This is a genomic window from Rhizobium sp. CB3090 (assembly GCF_029714285.1).
In the GTDB taxonomy this organism is placed as follows: Bacteria; Pseudomonadota; Alphaproteobacteria; order Rhizobiales; family Rhizobiaceae; genus Rhizobium.
The window spans coordinates 2,577,347-2,594,763 of record NZ_CP121662.1; the positions used below are offsets into that span (position 1 = coordinate 2,577,347).

At 60.3% G+C, this 17,417-nt stretch carries 13 protein-coding genes, 1 other RNA gene and 1 pseudogene; 9 read left to right on the top strand and 6 right to left on the bottom strand.

Going from position 1 to position 17,417, the window contains the following annotated elements; genetic code table 11:
• Positions 1–11: 11 nt before the first annotated feature.
• Together mprF and QA646_RS12500 are read right to left on the bottom strand one after the other, a co-directional pair.
• The gene (gene mprF, locus QA646_RS12495) at positions 12–2,621 is read right to left on the bottom strand and encodes a bifunctional lysylphosphatidylglycerol flippase/synthetase MprF (RefSeq protein WP_283055770.1); all 2,610 of its coding nucleotides are present in this window, start codon (positions 2,619–2,621) and stop codon (positions 12–14) included.
• Between the two features lie 589 nt (positions 2,622–3,210).
• Positions 3,211–3,693: an SRPBCC domain-containing protein gene (locus tag QA646_RS12500; protein ID WP_283055771.1), complete on the bottom strand. Its 483-nt coding sequence runs from the start codon at positions 3,691–3,693 to the stop codon at positions 3,211–3,213.
• Between the two features lie 63 nt (positions 3,694–3,756).
• On the opposite strand from QA646_RS12500, the gene QA646_RS12505 reads away from it, so the two are divergent.
• On the top strand, positions 3,757–4,080 hold the full coding sequence (locus QA646_RS12505; RefSeq protein WP_283055772.1) for a helix-turn-helix domain-containing protein: 324 nt from the start codon (positions 3,757–3,759) through the stop codon (positions 4,078–4,080).
• A gap of 60 nt (positions 4,081–4,140) precedes the next feature.
• Here the strand turns inward: QA646_RS12505 and QA646_RS12510 are convergent, their stop codons facing one another.
• Positions 4,141–4,584 (bottom strand): helix-turn-helix domain-containing protein, encoded by a 444-nt coding sequence (locus QA646_RS12510; RefSeq protein ID WP_283058861.1) that lies wholly within the window; start codon positions 4,582–4,584, stop codon positions 4,141–4,143.
• Between the two features lie 110 nt (positions 4,585–4,694).
• Here QA646_RS12510 and QA646_RS12515 point away from each other — a divergent pair, with 110 nt between their 5' ends.
• The gene (locus tag QA646_RS12515) at positions 4,695–6,494 is read left to right on the top strand and encodes a chloride channel protein (protein ID WP_283055773.1); all 1,800 of its coding nucleotides are present in this window, start codon (positions 4,695–4,697) and stop codon (positions 6,492–6,494) included.
• Positions 6,495–6,569: 75 nt separating this feature from the next.
• Here the strand turns inward: QA646_RS12515 and ssrS are convergent.
• The 3 genes from ssrS to QA646_RS12530 all read right to left on the bottom strand — a co-directional run bounded on the left by ssrS (position 6,570) and on the right by QA646_RS12530 (position 7,520).
• Positions 6,570–6,728, bottom strand: a non-coding RNA gene (gene ssrS, locus QA646_RS12520) — 6S RNA.
• An 89-nt stretch (positions 6,729–6,817) separates the two neighbouring features.
• Positions 6,818–7,195 carry a cell division protein ZapA gene (locus QA646_RS12525; protein ID WP_283055774.1) on the bottom strand — a complete coding sequence of 126 codons (378 nt, stop codon included), beginning with the start codon at positions 7,193–7,195 and terminating at the stop codon, positions 6,818–6,820.
• Between the two features lie 49 nt (positions 7,196–7,244).
• Positions 7,245–7,520 (bottom strand): DUF4164 domain-containing protein, encoded by a 276-nt coding sequence (locus tag QA646_RS12530; protein WP_283055775.1) that lies wholly within the window; start codon positions 7,518–7,520, stop codon positions 7,245–7,247.
• A 400-nt stretch (positions 7,521–7,920) separates the two neighbouring features.
• On the opposite strand from QA646_RS12530, the gene tkt reads away from it, so the two are divergent.
• The 7 genes and pseudogenes from tkt to QA646_RS12565 all read left to right on the top strand — a co-directional run bounded on the left by tkt (position 7,921) and on the right by QA646_RS12565 (position 17,383).
• Positions 7,921–9,903: a transketolase gene (tkt, locus tag QA646_RS12535; RefSeq protein WP_283055776.1), complete on the top strand. Its 1,983-nt coding sequence runs from the start codon at positions 7,921–7,923 to the stop codon at positions 9,901–9,903.
• Positions 9,904–9,966: 63 nt separating this feature from the next.
• Positions 9,967–10,977 (top strand): type I glyceraldehyde-3-phosphate dehydrogenase, encoded by a 1,011-nt coding sequence (gap, locus tag QA646_RS12540; protein ID WP_283055777.1) that lies wholly within the window; start codon positions 9,967–9,969, stop codon positions 10,975–10,977.
• Positions 10,978–11,038: 61 nt separating this feature from the next.
• Positions 11,039–11,578, top strand: a pseudogene (locus QA646_RS12545) (putative glycolipid-binding domain-containing protein).
• A gap of 327 nt (positions 11,579–11,905) precedes the next feature.
• Entirely contained in the window at positions 11,906–13,756 is a 1,851-nt protein-coding gene (locus QA646_RS12550; protein ID WP_283058862.1) for a potassium/proton antiporter, read from the top strand.
• Positions 13,757–13,828: 72 nt separating this feature from the next.
• The gene (locus QA646_RS12555; protein WP_283055778.1) at positions 13,829–15,031 is read left to right on the top strand and encodes a phosphoglycerate kinase; all 1,203 of its coding nucleotides are present in this window, start codon (positions 13,829–13,831) and stop codon (positions 15,029–15,031) included.
• Between the two features lie 207 nt (positions 15,032–15,238).
• On the top strand, positions 15,239–16,261 hold the full coding sequence (locus QA646_RS12560; RefSeq protein WP_283055779.1) for a class I fructose-bisphosphate aldolase: 1,023 nt from the start codon (positions 15,239–15,241) through the stop codon (positions 16,259–16,261).
• A gap of 204 nt (positions 16,262–16,465) precedes the next feature.
• On the top strand, positions 16,466–17,383 hold the full coding sequence (locus QA646_RS12565; RefSeq protein ID WP_283055780.1) for a PhzF family phenazine biosynthesis protein: 918 nt from the start codon (positions 16,466–16,468) through the stop codon (positions 17,381–17,383).
• Positions 17,384–17,417 lie beyond the last annotated feature (34 nt).

Consider the following 17,417-nt stretch of genomic DNA (forward strand, 5'->3'; position numbering starts at 1 on the left):
GTATTTCAAGATCATTTCCTCACGACCCCCTTAAGTCCGCCCCCGATGAGGAATGTGGCATCCATCAACGCGATCATTGGACTGACACCTCCCGAAACGGCCAGGTAACGTGGCTGCCATTCGGGATGAAATTTGGATTTGAAGGCACGAAGCCCTTTGAAATTGTAGTAGCGCTCGCCGTGTTCGAAGACAGTTCCGCCGACCCTGTCCCAAACCGGGGCCGATTCCCGCCTCGACATACCCGATAGCGGCGCCATGCCGAGGTTGAAGCGTTGGAAGCCCTGCTCCTTCAGATATTCGAGAATCTGCACGAACAGAAAATCCATCGATCCCTTCGGCGCATCGGGCGAAAAGCGCATCAGATCGACGGAGCCCTCCTCCTTGGTCTCCGTCATCAGGATGTTAGCGAAAGCAACGATTTTACCATCCTTCTTCAACACACCAACCGGCTGCGACGCGACATAGTCGGGATCGAAGGCGCCGAGCGAAAAGCCCTTTTCCTTGGCGTTGTGATCGGCAAGCCATGATTCCGAAACTTCAGCAAGCTGATCGATGACATCGGGCACATGCTGCGGCGCGATAACGGCAAATTCTAGTCCATCGCGCACGGCACGGCTCGCCGTCTGGCGAAGATTGGCCCATTTGCCGCCCTTCAGCTCGAAATTAGGGAGATTGACCACCGCCAGCTCGCCGAGCTTGAAAGCACGCAAACCGGCATCGGCACAATAAGACAAAAGCGTCGGTGATATCTGGTAGAAAACCGAACGACAGCCGGCAGAACGGGCAGTTTCTACGAAACGCCAGACAAGCTCCGGCAGGGCGTGCCGAGGTCCGATCGGATCGAACAGCGCGATCCAGGAACGGCCCTGCTTGCCATACATGATGAAGGCATCGCCCTTTTCGGAGAACATGATGCTTTTGTCGCCCATGCGCACGAGATTCGCGTCGGCAACGCCTTGCTTGCGAACGATTTCAACGGCCCGTTCGACGGCATGGTCGGAAACCGGCTCCAGGCGCGCGGTCGCCGGCCGCAGCAGGCTGAAGATCGCGATCGCAGACGAGACGATGGAGATGCCAAGCACGGCACGAAGTCCGCGCGGCGCTTCTTCGGTGAATTCGAACTGCCACCAGAGCTGGTTGCTGTATTCGACGTCACGATAGACGAAAAACAGGATGACGACCGCACCGATACAGATCACCGCGATTGCCGTCAGCCAACCCGCCGTGAGGGCTTGGTTGAGCAACGAAGCCGGCCGCGTGAACAAGCGACGGCTGACGACAAGGCCGAAAACGAGGAAGCCGAGCAGCGCGGCCTCGACGATCGCGATGGCCTTCAGCAGCGAGAACAGCAACGCGAAAACCGCCGAGGCGATCGAAACCCACCAGGCGCCATCGAGACGTTGGCCGAGCCCGCGGGCAGCAACGATCATCGCCAGGCCGAGAAGACTGGAAAGAAAATGCGCCCCTTCGACGAGCGGCAACGGCAGATAGTCGGAGAGGAATTCGAGATTCCTGTCCGGGGTGGGCGTCACGCTCGAAAACACCAGCATTATGCCGAGCAGAAGCGCGAAGGTCGACAGCAACTGCGGCATCAGGCGACCGCCGACACGCCGCATGCTGGAAGCGACCGGATGGTCGACGAAACGACGCAGCTCCGCCACCGAGATCGCAAGGACCGCGATCGCCAGGGGAATGACGTTATAGATCACGCGGTAGAGAACCAGCGAACCGAGAACGGCGTCGGCGTTCACGGAGCTGCCGAGCCACGCGATGATGATCGTCTCGAAAACGCCGAAACCGGCCGGAACGTGGCTAAGCACACCGAGACCGACAGCGATGGCATAGATCGCGAAGAAGCCCGGCCAGCCGATGGCCGAATCCGGCAGCAAGACGTAGAGTACGGAGGCCGAGGCGGCGATGTCGACCGCAGTCACCAGGAATTGCCGCGACCAGGTCAGCGAATCCGGGAGGCGAATGGCGATCGGCCCGATCCGCACCTCGCGGCCATTGCGGCCCACGATGATAACGAAGGCAAGTGCGGCGATAATCGCGCCGGCGATCATACGCAGCCACAGACCATCGACGTTGATCAGTGGGCCGATCTCGTCGGCGATGATCAGCAGCGCGATGGCGCCGACCGCGGCAAGTCCAAGGCCGAAGGCCAGCGTCACGAAGGCGATGACGCGGGTAATGTCGTCAGGGGACAGCCCGAGCCGGGTATAGGCGCGATAGCGGATGGCGCCGGCGCTGAGCGCGCCGAAACCGGCGGTATTGCCGACGGCATAGGCGCTGAAGGAGGTCAGCGCCACATGGGGAAACGGCAGCCGCTTGCCGATATATTCCAGCGCGTTCTGATCATAGAAGATCAGCGAAAAGAAACTGAGACCCGTGAAGAACAGGGCAAGCAGGATGGACGAGACTTTCGTCGTCGCCAGAGCGTGCACGACATCGTCATAGCGTACTTCGTTCGTCAGATCGAAGATCGCATAGGCGGCGATACAGAAGACGGCGACGGTGAGGATAGCGACGATCAGCGTGCGATTGCGGTTCAAGAACCCGCTTATGCCGCCGCGCGCTTCCAGTTCCTCATCGGCTTTTTCCAGATCGATTGGGGTCGACATGCTCTACCTGTTTGAATTGGCTTTCGCCGGTCCCGTTTGCTCGGATGCGCAGTAACGGCAATCTGCATCTCTGTGTTACCGCCTGCACTTCTTTCGACGGGCTCTTTTTCTCGAGCGCTCCCATCATTCTGAATTTGGGCAATTTTGGCGCAGGACCCGTTCCGCCAGCAATGAATCTGTTATTATTTAAAGGAATTTGTCATTCACCCGGAATTTGAGCTTATCCACACAGAAAAGTGAACAGTGTGACCTGCATTCAACGCAGCTCTCTATCAGGAAATTCCGGCCGGGTCACACCTGCAGATGCATCTTTTTGACGATCGTATCTTCCAGGTCCGGCACGCTTTGCGTTCCCGATTGCGGTTCGAGCCTGCCGACCCACTTCCACCTTTGACGATATTCATCGGTTGGCGGGAACTCATATTCTTTATTCGGCTGAAAATGGGGCCGGCCGATCCATGGCAGGCAAGCCGGCCCGAGTTCATGTTTGGCGCAGGGTAAGCGCGCCGGCACAGACTTCTCGTCGGCAACACGCTGCCGGGAAGAATTCGCGGTTGAGACGGTGAGCAGCGTATGCCGCAGCGTTACCTCACCGATCCGGCGCTTCCGCTGGCTCGCCGCGCATTTCACTCAGGAAAAATCCCTCGCGCAGATTGATGCCGTATTCGACGAAAGCCTTCATGCAGCAGAGCATCTGCGTCCAGCCCTCGCAATTCAGATAGGTGCCGCGTCGGCCGGCGGCGTCCTCACGCCAGCCGGATTCCTCGATTGTCACGAGGGTACCGCCGTCATCCAGCGGTTCGAATGTCATCTCCACCTTGGTTCTGTAGCGCGCGCCGTCTTCGCCGGTGCCGCCGTCCCAATGAAAGACGATACGCCGGTCTGGCTCCACCTCGTTGACCTCGACGGGCGCGTTCTTCCACCAGATCACGGTCGTCCCCGCCACGAGCGGCGCGCTGGCGCCGCCGACGGTGGTGAAATAGCTCGAAAGCTTCTTCGGATTGACGACTGCATCGAAGACCTCATCCACCTTGCGGCCGATGCGTCCTGAAATAGGAACATTCAACGTCATGGCTTTCCTCCGCTGCGCTGCATCTCCATTGCGATCAGAGCCATTATGTTATAAAAATATAACATGTCAAGCGAATCGGATAGCGATCTCATTTTCAAGGCCCTGGCGCACCGTCGCCGGCGGGAAATCCTCGACCTGCTCAAGGAGGCCCCGAGAACGACCGGCATGCTCTGCGAGACCTTTACGGATATGGACCGCTGCACGGTGATGCAGCATCTGAAGGTGCTGGAGGAGGCCGACCTGGTGATTGCCAAGAAGGAGGGCCGGGAGCGCTGGAACCATCTCAACAGCCTGCCGATCAAACAGATTCACGACCGCTGGATCAGCGCCTATGCCGGCCACGCTTTGTCGATCCTTGACCGGCTGAAGAGCGATCTCGAAGGCTGAAGCTAAGGTGTTCAATAACCGCGAACGCGCCATTGCCGGTCATCTCCGGCAACAGCCCCCTCATTTGCCGTCGACATCGGCTTGCAGATGCGTCAGAATGTCAATGAGTTCCGGCGCCATGTCCCGGATTTCCCGGAGGTGGATGGCCGTCAGCCGGCGCAGGATTTCTTCCGATTTTTCCGTCAGCCGCAAGGTTTGCCGGCGCTTGTCGGCCGGATCGGGATGGCGGGTGACATAGTCTGAATCGATGAGCCGCCCAACCAATTCGGTCGCCGTATGCGGTGCGATCAACAGCCGTTCCGCCAGCATGCCGATAGTCATCGTCTCGCTCCGCGGATTGCCCTTTATCGCCAGCAGCGCCTGGTGCTGCTGCGGCGGCAATCCCTCCTGATGGGCGGCGGAGGTGCTGAAATCCATAAATTTCCGGAGCGTGTAGCGCAGTGTCGCCAGAGCCTCATAATCCGCTTGCGAAAGCGTTTCATTCAATTCCCGCGCCACTTCCATCTTCCTCACAAATACATCCATTTTCAGCCGTTGATTTATATCGCATTACGATATAATTGCCATCGCAGTTCCGGCCAATTTGCCGCAGGCTTTAGCACAGAAAGCATTCCATGCAGGATATCAACGTACATCATCGGCCCGCCCATGATTTCTCGGGTGGCGCTTCGCGGAAAGACAACGGCGACTTTACAACGGACAAGCGCGTTCTGGTGCTTGCGGCCATGGCTCTGGTGGTGGGCACCGGTGGCGCCCTATCGGCCTGGCTGCTGATCAACCTCATCGCGCTTGTGACCAACGCGGTCTGGCTGTTCAAGATCAGCGTCGAACCGCTGTCGCTAGGCACCATCGCCCGCTCCCCCTGGATGGTTGCCGCACCAGTCATCGGCGGCGTCGTCATCGGCCTCATGGCACGTTACGGTTCGGAAAAGATCCGCGGCCACGGCATTCCGGAAGCGATCGAGGCGATCCTGATCGGCGGCAGCCGCATGTCGCCGAAGGTGGCGGTCCTCAAGCCGCTTTCTTCCGCCATCTCGATCGGTACCGGCGGCCCGTTCGGTGCGGAAGGCCCGATCATCATGACCGGCGGCGCCATCGGCTCGCTGTTCGCACAGTTCTTCCACCTGAGCGCCGCGGAGCGCAAGACATTGCTGGTCGCAGGCGCCGCCGCCGGCATGACCGCGATCTTCGGCTCGCCCATCGCCGCCGTCATGCTGGCCGTCGAATTGCTGCTGTTCGAATGGAAGCCGCGCAGCTTCATTCCGGTCGTGATCGCATCCTGCGTCTCCATCGCCTGGCGGCCCCTGCTGATCGGCAGCGGCCCGCTCTTCCCGGCCCATTTTGACATGCAGCTAAGCGCGTGGAGCATACTGCTCGCGGCAGGTATCGGCATCGTGGCCGGCCTGCAATCCGGACTCTTGACCACGCTGCTTTACCGCATCGAAGACGCCTTCGAGAAACTGCCTATTCATTGGATGTGGTGGCCCGCACTCGGCGGCCTCGTCGTCGGTCTCGGCGGGCTGATCGAACCGCGCGCTCTTGGCGTCGGCTATGACATCATCGCCGATCTGCTCAACGACCACGTCGCCGCCATGGCGGTGGTGGCTATTCTCTTAGTCAAGGCCGGTATCTGGCTGGTCGCATTATCGTCGGGAACGTCCGGTGGCGTGCTGGCACCGCTTCTCATCCTCGGCGGCACGCTCGGTTGGCTTGTCGGCCTCGTTCTGCCCGGAGATCCCGGCTTCTGGGCGCTGCTCGGCATGGCCGCGATGATGGGCGGCACAATGCGCGCGCCGCTGACGGGTACCTTCTTCGCCATCGAATTGACAGGTGACATGCATGCGCTCGTGCCGCTGCTTGCCGCCACCGTCGCGGCTTACGCGGTCACGGTATTGCTGTTGAAGCGCTCGATCCTGACGGAAAAGATCGCGCGCCGCGGCCAGCACATCACCCGCGAATACGGCATCGATCCGTTCGAATTGACCCGCGCTGCCGACATCATGATTGCCAAGGTGAACACGCTTCCAGCCACGATGCAGGTGGCGCAGGCGCTAACGCAGTTGGCGGACCAGCCGGATGCCCATCGCTTTTATCCCGTCGTCGCGACCGACGGGCGTCTGGTCGGCATGATCTCGCGCGCTGATGCCTTGAGATGGCAGAGCCAACCAGATCTCGCGGGCCAGACTCTGTATGATCTGATCTCGGATTCGTCCATTCCGGTCGCTCATCCTGAAGACACGGTTGGCCGCGTCGCCGATATCATGATCCAGGCCGATACCGGCCGCGTTCCCGTCGTCGACGAGCGGACCGGCGTCCTTGTCGGCCTCATCGCCCGTAAGGACCTGTTGCGCCTGCGAAGTGCGGCCAACCGCTCGGAATTCGAGCGCGGCGCCTATCTCGGCGCGAAACGTTAAGGGGAGGAGGAGCGGCGTCAGCGGGGCAACAAGAATCCCGCGATGCTGCCTTTCATTTCAAAGCCGAGAAAGAAAGAGCGATCCACGACGACCGATGGATGTTTACGATCCTGGGCGCCTACAAACGTAGGTGGGCGCCGTGTGTCCAGGCCCACGGGCCTGGTCAGGGACAGCTCCCTTTGGATCGAGTATGGCCCCAGGGATTGTGGTTCCTGTCGGGAAGCGCAGACCGCATGTCCTATATAAAGAGAATTCTCGCCTTGCACCAGAGGGTGCCGCGACGCAGTCCCGATAAATAAAAGCCCGCTAAATAAAAGAATGCCTCAGTTAGGCTCGGCACTCGGACGAACCGTCAGTTTTTCGGTAATGCCGCGAATGCGCATCGTCACTTCGTCGATGACAGTTGCAAGCGTCTCTTCACTGCGGGCATTGGCGGCCAGCACGGTATCACGGTTGCTGCGCAGGCTTTCGAGCTCGGCCTCGAGCCCCGAAACACGCCGCGTCAATTCGGCCACCTCGTCCATGATCATGATGCCGGCCATGACCGTGACGCGCAGATCGCCGATCTCGCCGAACTGGCTCTTCAGATGCATGACATATCGGTCGAAACGCGTGGCGAGATCCGTCAGATGCTCTTCCTGCCCTTCTTCGCAGGCCATGCGATAGGCCTTGCCGTCGATCGTTACCGTTACCTGCGCCATCAGACTTTCCGATCATTGCCGCTGATCGCGACGGCTGCGTCCCGAGGGATCAGCGGTCGAGCACGGCTCTTATGGTTTCCATCGCCGTTACAAGCCGGCGCGACACTTCGCGATTGACTTCTTCGAGGCGGTTCGCCCGGAACTCGGCCTGGTCGAGTTCCTGGGCGAGCCGAGAGCGATCCGCATGCACCCGGCGAACCTCGCCTTCGACATCGCTTTGCGCGCGTTCACGTTCGAACCGCCCGTCGACGGCGCTCTCCAAAGTCGAAAGCGCCTGGCGCAACTGAGCGAGCGCCACATCCACCGTTTTGCCTGAGGGTGTCATGCCTTTCGATTCCCCGCGCAAGGCCCGAATCAAAATATCCGGCCACTCGACTGATTTCCCAACAATATTCAACTCAGCAACTGAACGTCAATAAAGGCCGTCATGCGGTAGGGGGCCTAATCTGTGGATGACGGTCGCCTTTATGGCTTAGGCGGGCTTTGCCTTACCCATGTCGTCTTTTGTACAAGTCGACGGGCAAATGTCAAAAAATTGCCGCACTACCCCCTGATCAGGCCGCGGATTTATTGACTTGCTCGCCCCAACTGCTATGTCTCAGCCGCCTGAGGCAGCGATGAAAACGGAGCTCGTAAGGACTTTCCGTTTCCGCCGCCTTTCAACCGGTGGCCCTGCCTCCCAAGCGTGTGGCCATCCCCCGAACCCGGAACCCTGCGGAAAAACCATGATCTCTCGCGAACAACACGACCGGATGGCGAATGCAATCCGTTTCCTTGCCATGGATGCTGTCGAGAAGGCCAATTCCGGTCACCCCGGTCTGCCGATGGGGATGGCGGACGTCGCCACCGTTCTCTTTAGCAAATATCTCCGCTTCGACCCGAAACATCCGCACTGGCCGAACCGTGACCGCTTCGTGCTCTCGGCCGGCCATGGTTCCATGCTGCTCTATTCGCTGCTGTACTTGACCGGCTACCCGGACATGTCGGTCGAAGACCTGAAGCAGTTCCGTCAGCTCGGCTCCAAGACCGCCGGCCATCCGGAATATGGTCATGCCACCGGTATCGAAACCACCACCGGCCCGCTCGGCCAGGGCATTGCCAACTCGGTCGGCATGGCGATCGCCGAGCGCAAGCTGCGCGAAGAATTCGGCGCCGATTTGATGGATCACTATACCTATGTCATGTGCGGCGACGGCTGCTTGATGGAAGGTATCAGCCATGAAGCAATCGCGCTCGCCGGCCACCTGAAGCTGAACAAGCTCATCCTTTTCTGGGACAACAACTCGATCACCATCGACGGCGCCGTCTCGCTTTCGGATTCGACCGACCAGATCGCCCGCTTCAAGGCCGTTCACTGGAACACGATCGAAGTCGACGGTCATGATCAGGCCGCCATCGCCGCTGCCATCGAGGCCGCTCACCAGTCCGACCGCCCGACGATGATCGCCTGCAAGACGATCATCGGCTTCGGCGCTCCGAACAAGCAGGGCACTCACAAGGTTCACGGCTCGCCGCTCGGCGCCGAGGAAATTGCAGCGACCCGCGTTGCACTGAACTGGCCCTATGACGCTTTCGTCATTCCGGACGACATCCTCTCCGAATGGCGCGCCGTCGGCGAACGCTCGGTCGGAACACGCATCGAGTGGGAAGGCCGCGTCGCTGTCGCGGAGCCTGGCAAAAAGGCTGAATTCAACCGTCGCTTTGCCGGCGAGCTGCCGGCTGGCTTCGATGCCGCCATCAGCGACTACAAGAAGAAGCTCGCCGAAACCAAGCCGACGCTCGCAACCCGCAAGGCATCGGAAGACGCGCTCGAAGTCATCAATGGCTTCCTGCCGGAAACGCTCGGCGGCTCCGCCGATCTGACGCCGTCGAACAACACCAAGACCAGCCAGATGAAGTCGATCACCCCGACCGATTTCTCCGGCCGTTATGTCCACTGGGGCATTCGCGAACACGGCATGGCCGCGGCCATGAATGGCATTGCGCTACACGGTGGCTTAATCCCCTATTCCGGCGGCTTCCTGATCTTCACGGACTATTGCCGTCCGCCGCTCCGTCTCGCCGCGCTGATGGGCATTCGCGTCATCCATGTTCTGACACATGACTCGATCGGCGTCGGCGAAGATGGCCCGACCCACCAGCCTGTCGAACAGATCGCCGGCCTGCGCGCCATTCCGAACTTCCTGCTGTTCCGTCCGGCTGACGCCACCGAGACGGCAGAGTGCTGGCAGCTCGCGGTCAAGACACTGAACCGTCCGTCCGGCCTTGCGCTGACCCGCCAGAACCTGCTCGCTGCGCGTACGGAATACAGCGAGAAGAACCTCTGCGAACAGGGCGCCTATACGCTCGCCGGCAAGGCCGATGCCAAAGTTACGATCTTCGCTTCGGGTTCCGAAGTCGAAATCGCCGTCGCCGCCCGCACGGCGCTGGAAGGCAAGGGTATTTCCACCCGCGTTGTTTCCGTTCCCTGCACGGAGCTCTTCTTCGAGCAGCCGGACGCCTATCGCCATGAAGTGCTCGGCAACTCGCCGGTCAAGATCGCCGTCGAAGCCGCCGTCCGCGAAGGCTGGGACGCGTTCATCGGCCCGGAAGGCACCTTCATCGGCATGAAGAGCTTTGGTGCTTCCGCGCCTTACAAGGACGTTTATAAGCATTTCGGCATTACCGCCGAAGCGGTTGTCGCCGCCGCCGAGGCAAAGCTTTCCTGAGGGCGTCGAAAGGCGCTCTCCATTTCAATAGAAATACTCTGAGTGAACGGGAGTGAACACACAATGACTGTAAAAGTTGCCATCAACGGTTTCGGCCGCATCGGCCGTAACGTTCTGCGCGCTATCGTCGAATCCGGCCGCACCGACATCGAAGTTGTTGCCATCAACGACCTCGGCCCGGTCGAGACCAATGCCCATCTGTTGCGTTACGATTCCATCCACGGCAAGTTCCCTGCCGAAGTAAAGGTCGAAGGCGACACGATCATCGTTGGCGGCGGCAAGCCGATCAAGGTCACCGCTATCAAGGATCCGGCAACGCTGCCGCACAAGGACCTTGGCGTCGACATCGCTATGGAATGCACGGGCATCTTCACTGCCCGCGAAAAGGCTGCCGCTCACCTGACGGCCGGTGCCAAGCGTGTCATCGTTTCGGCTCCTGCTGACGGCGCCGATCTGACCGTCGTTTTCGGCGTCAACCACGACCAGCTCACCAGGGAGCACATGGTCATCTCCAACGCCTCCTGCACCACGAACTGCCTGGTGCCGGTGGTCAAGGTCCTCGACGACGCCGTCGGCATCGACCACGGCTTCATGACGACCATCCACTCCTACACCGGCGATCAGCCGACGCTCGACACCATGCACAAGGACCTGTACCGCGCTCGCGCCGCAGCCCTGTCCATGATCCCGACCTCGACGGGCGCCGCAAAGGCGGTTGGTCTCGTTCTGCCGCACCTGAAGGGCAAGCTCGACGGCACGTCGATCCGCGTTCCGACCCCGAATGTCTCGGTTGTCGACTTCAAGTTCGTGTCCAAGAAGGCAACGACGGTGGGCGAAATCAACGAAGCCATCAAGGCGGCATCAAACGGCACGCTGAAGGGCATCCTCGGCTACACCGACGAGCCGCTGGTTTCCCGCGACTTCAACCATGACAGCCACTCGTCGATCTTCGCGACCGACCAGACCAAGGTCATGGAAGGCAATTTCGTGCGCGTCCTGTCCTGGTACGACAACGAATGGGGCTTCTCCAGCCGCATGTCCGACACGGCCGTCGCGTTTGCCAAGCTGATCTGATCAAGCTGATCTGATCGTGGCCTTCCGCCCTCTCCCTCCGACGACAGTTCGCTGGCGTCCCATGGAAGGAGACGGGCTGGAGCATCTGACGATCGCTCCCATCGACACGGCCGCCGGCGCAGCCATTCGCGCCTGCGGCACCATTATCGGCGGCCGCGGCGGCTCGCCCTATGGCGTCTTCTACCGCATCGATTGCGCAGCCGACTGAGCCGTTCTCTCCTTTTCGATCGAAACCACAGATGGTCGGCGCCTTGCCTTGCTTTCTGACGGCAAGGGACATTGGCGTACCGAAGACGGCCTTGCCCTGCCGCAATTCGATGGCTGCATCGATATCGACCTCTTCGGCTCGCCCTTCACCAACAGCCTGCCGATCCGCCGACTTGAACTGACGCCGGCGGCCGGAACGGCAAAGCTCTCCATGCTCTATATTCCGTTCGACAGCTTCGTGCCCGTGCGCGATGGCCAGCGCTACACCTGCATCACGCCGGAGAAACTCTATCGCTATGCTGCGGAAGACAGGGCTTTTACCGTCGACCTACCCGTCGATGCCGATGGCCTGGTGATCGACTATCCGATCTATTTCAAGCGTGTGGATGTTTGATATGGCCGCAGACCGTGCGGACAAGAGCCAGATCCGAATTATTCCTCCGATCCGCCTGAATCTTCCCTCTCCCTGCCCTGCTATGGTCCAGATTTACAAATAAATTTTTTCCAGGAATTCTCCCAAGACGTTCCGGACCGTTTCGCTGTTCTGGTGAAACGCATTACACCATGAAGTCGCAATCGTCGGAACCGGCATCGATCCAGCCTTTTCCGAATAATATTTGCATGTACTAATTTTAAGCCGCGGCGGCATAGTGAGTGGGGAGAATTGCGAATGTTCCGGGGCTCGACCCGGGCAAGGGTGCGCGGGAAAGGGGAAGAAGGGGTGGAGGCATTTTACGTCGTCGTGCTGGTAAGCACGGTCCTGATTCTATTGGCGGCCTTTTCGAGCCTGCTTGCCTTCCGTTTCGGCGCACCCTTGCTGCTGCTTTTTCTGATGATCGGCCTGATGGCCGGCACGGACGGACTCGGCATCGAATTCAGCAACAACTACCTTGCCTATATTCTCGGCTCGCTGGCCCTCGCCATCATTCTCTTCGATTCCGGCTACGGCACGCCGATTCAGGCATTTAAATTGGCGGCCGCACCCGCCCTGACCATTGCGTCTGCAGGCGTTCTCGTGACAGCGACACTCTTCGGCCTCGCCGCTACCTGGCTCCTCGGCTTTACCTGGCTGCAAGGTCTGCTCCTTGGCTCGATCGTTGCGTCGACGGATGCAGCGGCCGTTTTCTTCCTGCTGCGCATCGGCGGCATCAACATCCGCGACAAGGTGCGTTCGACGTTGGAAGTCGAATCCGGCACCAATGATCCGATGGCGATCTTCCTGACGCTGGCATTGGTCGAACTGCTGGCGAGCGGCGAAGGCTATAACGGCCTCAATCTCGCCATGCTCGCCACCTTCCTCCAGCAGATGGGTCTCGGCGTCATTCTCGGCCTGCTCGGCGGCATGATGATCGTGCTGATCGTCAGCCATCTGGAGACCGATCGCGGCTTGACGCCGATTTTCGTACTGGCGCTTGCCCTTCTCGTCTTCTCCTTTACCGGCGCCGTCGGCGGCAGCGGTTTTCTCGCCGTCTATGTGGCCGGCATTTACGCCGGCAACCGCAAGATGCCGGCTTCGGCAAGCATCAAACGCTTCCAGGACGGCCTGACTTGGCTAGCGCAAATCATCATGTTCCTGGTCCTCGGGCTGCTCGCCACGCCATCGCAATTCCCAGCGATCGCTATCCCCGCCGTGGCGCTGGCGCTGTTCCTGATTTTCATCGCCCGGCCGGTTGCCGTCTGGCTATGCCTGCTGCCTTTCGACTACACGCAACGAGAGACGGGGTTTGTCGCCTGGGTCGGCCTTCGCGGCGCCGTCTCCATCCTGCTCGCCATCATGCCGATCCTCGGCAATCTCGAAGATAGCCATACCTATTTCAATGTCGCCTTCATCGTCGTGCTGGTGTCGCTTCTCGTTCAAGGCTGGACGATCAAGCCGATGGCCCGACGGCTCGGCCTCATCGTGCCGCCGCGCATGGGTGCCGTCGATAAGGTCGAGGTCGACCTGCCGGGCACGGTCAACCATGAGCTGCTATCCTATCGCGTCGTCAAGGATAGTCCGGTCCTGCGCGGCGAGCGCATACCGCGTTGGGCCATGCCGTCGCTCGTCGTGCGGGAGGGCAAGTCGATGCGCTATCAATATGCCGGCCGCCTGCGCGAAAACGATCTCGTCTATCTCTTCATCTCACCCAGCTATTCGCGCCTTCTCGACCGCCTGTTTGCCAGCCGCGCGCCGGTCGATCCGGATGACGCCGATTTCTTCGGCGCCTTCTCGATCTCACCGCTGCGCCCCGCCGCCGATCTCGACGCAGCCTATGGTCCAGGGCTTCTGAGCGAAGCGGAGAAGGGCCTGACCATCGCCGAGCTGATGCGTCAGCGCCTCGGCGGCAAGGCAGATTATGCCGATCGTGTCCGTCTCGGCGAGATTATCCTCATCGTCCGCGATCTCGATGAAAACGACCACATCCAGTCGGTCGGCATGTCATTGGAGGCGCTGGAACCACCGTCGATCCTGCCGATTTTCATCAATCTCCATGATATCTTGAGCGGTATTCGCGGCTTCCTGCGCAAGCGCCGCGAACACGCCGAAGAGGTGGTTTCAACCGATTCCAATACCGGCAAAAACGACGCCTGAACGCCTTGCGTCTCGCATCATCCGTAGTATGGTCGGCGCACTTCGCGGTACCAACAGCATTGGATCCTCCCCATGGCAGCCTTCAAGACCCTCGACAATCTCAGCGATATCACCGGCAAGCGCGTGCTCGTGCGCGTCGATCTCAACGTGCCGGTCAAGGACGGCAAAGTCACCGACGCGACCCGTATCGAGCGCGTGGCGCCGACCATTCTGGAATTGTCCAAGAAGGGCGCCAAGGTCATCCTGCTTGCCCATTTCGGCCGCCCGAAGGATGGCCCGTCGCCGGATCTGTCGCTTTCCCTGATCGTTCCCGCGGTCGAAGAAGTGCTCGATCACGCCGTTCTCTTCGCCTCCGATTGCATCGGCGCACCGGCAGCCGAGGCAATCGCCAAGATGAACGCTGGCGATATTCTGCTGCTCGAAAACACCCGCTTCCATAAGGAAGAAGAGAAAAACGACACCGCCTTTACTGAAAAGCTGGCTGCCAATGGCGATATCTACGTCAACGACGCCTTTTCCGCTGCCCACCGCGCCCATTCCTCGACCGAGGGCCTTGCTCATCACCTCCCCGCCTACGCCGGCCGCACCATGCAAGCCGAGCTGGAGGCACTGGAAAAAGGCCTCGGCAATCCGGCCCGCCCGGTCGTCGCCATCGTCGGCGGCGCCAAGGTCTCGACCAAGATCGACCTGCTGATGAACCTGGTGAAGAAGGTCGATGCGCTGGTGATCGGCGGCGGCATGGCCAACACCTTCCTCGCCGCCCGCGGCACCAATGTCGGCAAGTCGCTGTGCGAGCATGATCTGGCCGATACCGCCAAGCAGATCATGATCGAAGCCGCCACGGCGGGCTGCGCTATCGTGCTGCCGGAAGACGGCGTCGTCGCCCGCGAGTTCAAGGCAGGCGCGGACAATGAAGTCGTTTCGATCGATGCCATTCCGGCCGACGCCATGGTTCTCGATGTTGGCCCGAAATCGGTCGAAGCCGTCAAGGCCTGGATCGGACGCGCAACGACGCTGGTCTGGAACGGCCCGCTCGGTGCCTTCGAAATCGCGCCTTTCGACGCTGCCACGGTGGCAGCCGCCAAATATGCCGCCGAATGCACCAAGGCCGGCAAGCTGACCTCGGTTGCCGGCGGCGGCGATACCGTCTCCGCGCTGAACCATGCCGGCGTTGCCGATGATTTCACCTATGTCTCGACGGCAGGCGGCGCCTTCCTCGAATGGATGGAAGGCAAGGTCCTTCCGGGCGTCGCCGTCCTCCATACTGAAAAGTAAACAGCCGCATTTCACACGATCAGGAGAGCTGCGACCCGGACTTTCGCAGCTTTCCACAGGATGCTAAACTGATGATGCAAACTTTCAAACGGTTGAAATCATTTCAATCGTTTCAATAATTTAGCTGCCCATTTCCCTCTATATTCACTTCTGTTATCGCCGACTTATATGACCCGTCGCTGACTGAAATCGCCTTGGAGAACGAAAATGAGCGAACGACTTGAAGACATTGCCGTAAAGATGGTGGCCGGCGGCAAAGGCCTGCTGGCGGCTGACGAATCCACCGCCACGATCAAGAAACGTCTCGACACGATCGCTCTTGCTTCCACCGAAGAGAGCCGGCGCGACTATCGCGAAATGCTCTTCCGCTCTGACGACGCGATGAAGAAGTACATCTCCGGTGTCATCCTCTACGAGGAAACCCTCTTCCAGAAGGCTGCCGACGGCACGCCTTTCGTCGACATCATCCGCGCCGCCGATAGCATTCCCGGTATCAAGGTCGATACCGGCGCCAAGCCGATGGCCGGCTTCCCGGGCGAAACCATCACCGAAGGCCTTGACGGTCTCGCTGATCGGCTGGCGAAATATTACGACGCCGGCGCCCGCTTCGCCAAATGGCGCGGCGTGATCGCCGTTTCCGACGCATTGCCGACCTACGGCTCGATCAGGGCCAATGCCCATGCGCTGGCCCGCTATGCCGCTCTCTGCCAGCAGGCGAAGATCGTGCCAATCGTCGAGCCGGAAGTCCTGATGGATGGCGAACCCGGCACGCACGATCTCGCCCGCAGTGAGGAAGTCACCCGCTGGACGCTGCGGATTGTCTTTCAGGAGCTCGCCGAATCCCGCATCAACCTCGAAGGCATGATCCTGAAGCCGAGCATGGTCATCGACGGCAAGAAGGCGCGCAAGGCATCGGTCGAGCAAGTCGCCGAGGCAACCGTCAGAGTGCTGAAGGAAACCGTTCCCTCCGCCGTCCCCGGCATCGCCTTCCTCTCCGGCGGACAATCGCCGGAAGAAGCAACCGCGCATCTCTCCGCCATCAACGGCTATGATCTGCCCTGGCACGTCACCTTCTCCTACGGCCGCGCCCTGCAGGACGCTTCGCTGAAAGCCTGGGGCGGCAAGCCGGAAAACGTCGCCGCTGGCCAGCGCGCCTTCGCCCACCGCGCCGAGATGAACTATCTCGCCGCCAAGGGGAGCTGGACCAAGGACAGCGAAAAGGCCGCCTGATTTAAGGTGTCATTTCGAACGCATGAAAGCCCTGATCGCGATGCGATCGGGGCTTTTTTATCCAGAGCGTCCCACCGCTAAAATTTGCGGTCCCCGCCCGAACTCGCCCTCGCTAACTTGTCACCCGCACAAGTTTTAGCTTCCGGCGGCAAACGGCCAGCAGCTATATCCTGATCGTTTTCTCCAAATGAGCGGGAGCAGTCGATGAACGCCGTTGCCTATGTCACCGCCGATGTCTTCACCTCCGAATGTTTCGCCGGCAACCCGCTTGCCGTCATCCCCGATGCGCGCGGTTTGAGCGACGAGGCGATGCAGAAGATCGCGACGGAGTTCAATTACTCCGAAGTGACCTTCGTTCTTCCTCCGGAGAATCCGGACAATACCGCGCGCGTCCGCATCTTTACTCCAACAAAAGAAATCCCCTTTGCCGGCCATCCCAATGTCGGCACGGCTTTCGTGCTCGGCCGGCAAACGGAGATCTTCGGAAAGACGCCCGGCGACAGGCTGCTCTTCGAAGAGAAAGCCGGACTGGTGAAGGTACAATTGCTGCGCAATGGCAATGAGGTCAGCGGCGCAAAGATTCGGGCGCCAGGCGCGTTGCAAGTGGGCAGCGCCATTGCCGGCGATCTTGTCGCCCGCTGTGTTCAGCTCGATCCCGCATCCATCCGTCACACGACGCATGCTCCGACATTCGCCTCCGTCGGGTTGCTCTTCGCCTTTGCCGAAGTGGACGGTCTCGAAACCCTCGGCAAGGCCCGCCCGAACGCCGCCGCTTTCGCGGAAGCAGCCGCGCGCCATGAAGACGAGAAGACTGATTTTTCGCTGTTCCTCTATACGCGCTTGGCCGAGAACCCCCAGCACATCCGTGCCCGCATGTTCGCGCCGCTGGATAACGTTCTCGAAGATCCGGCAACCGGCAGCGCCTCCGCCGCCCTTGGCGCCTATCTCGCCTCGCTGCTACCTGAAGCCGACACAGAAATGCAGATCACCATCGAACAGGGCGTGGAAATGGGCCGGCGCAGCCTGATCAACCTCGGTGTCAGGAAATCCGCGGGCTCCGTCACCGACGTCTTTATCTCAGGCGACTGCGTCAGCGTTATGCGCGGCGAAATCACATTCTAGGCTGCGTCCAAAGCCCCGCCTCGGGCCTCATGCG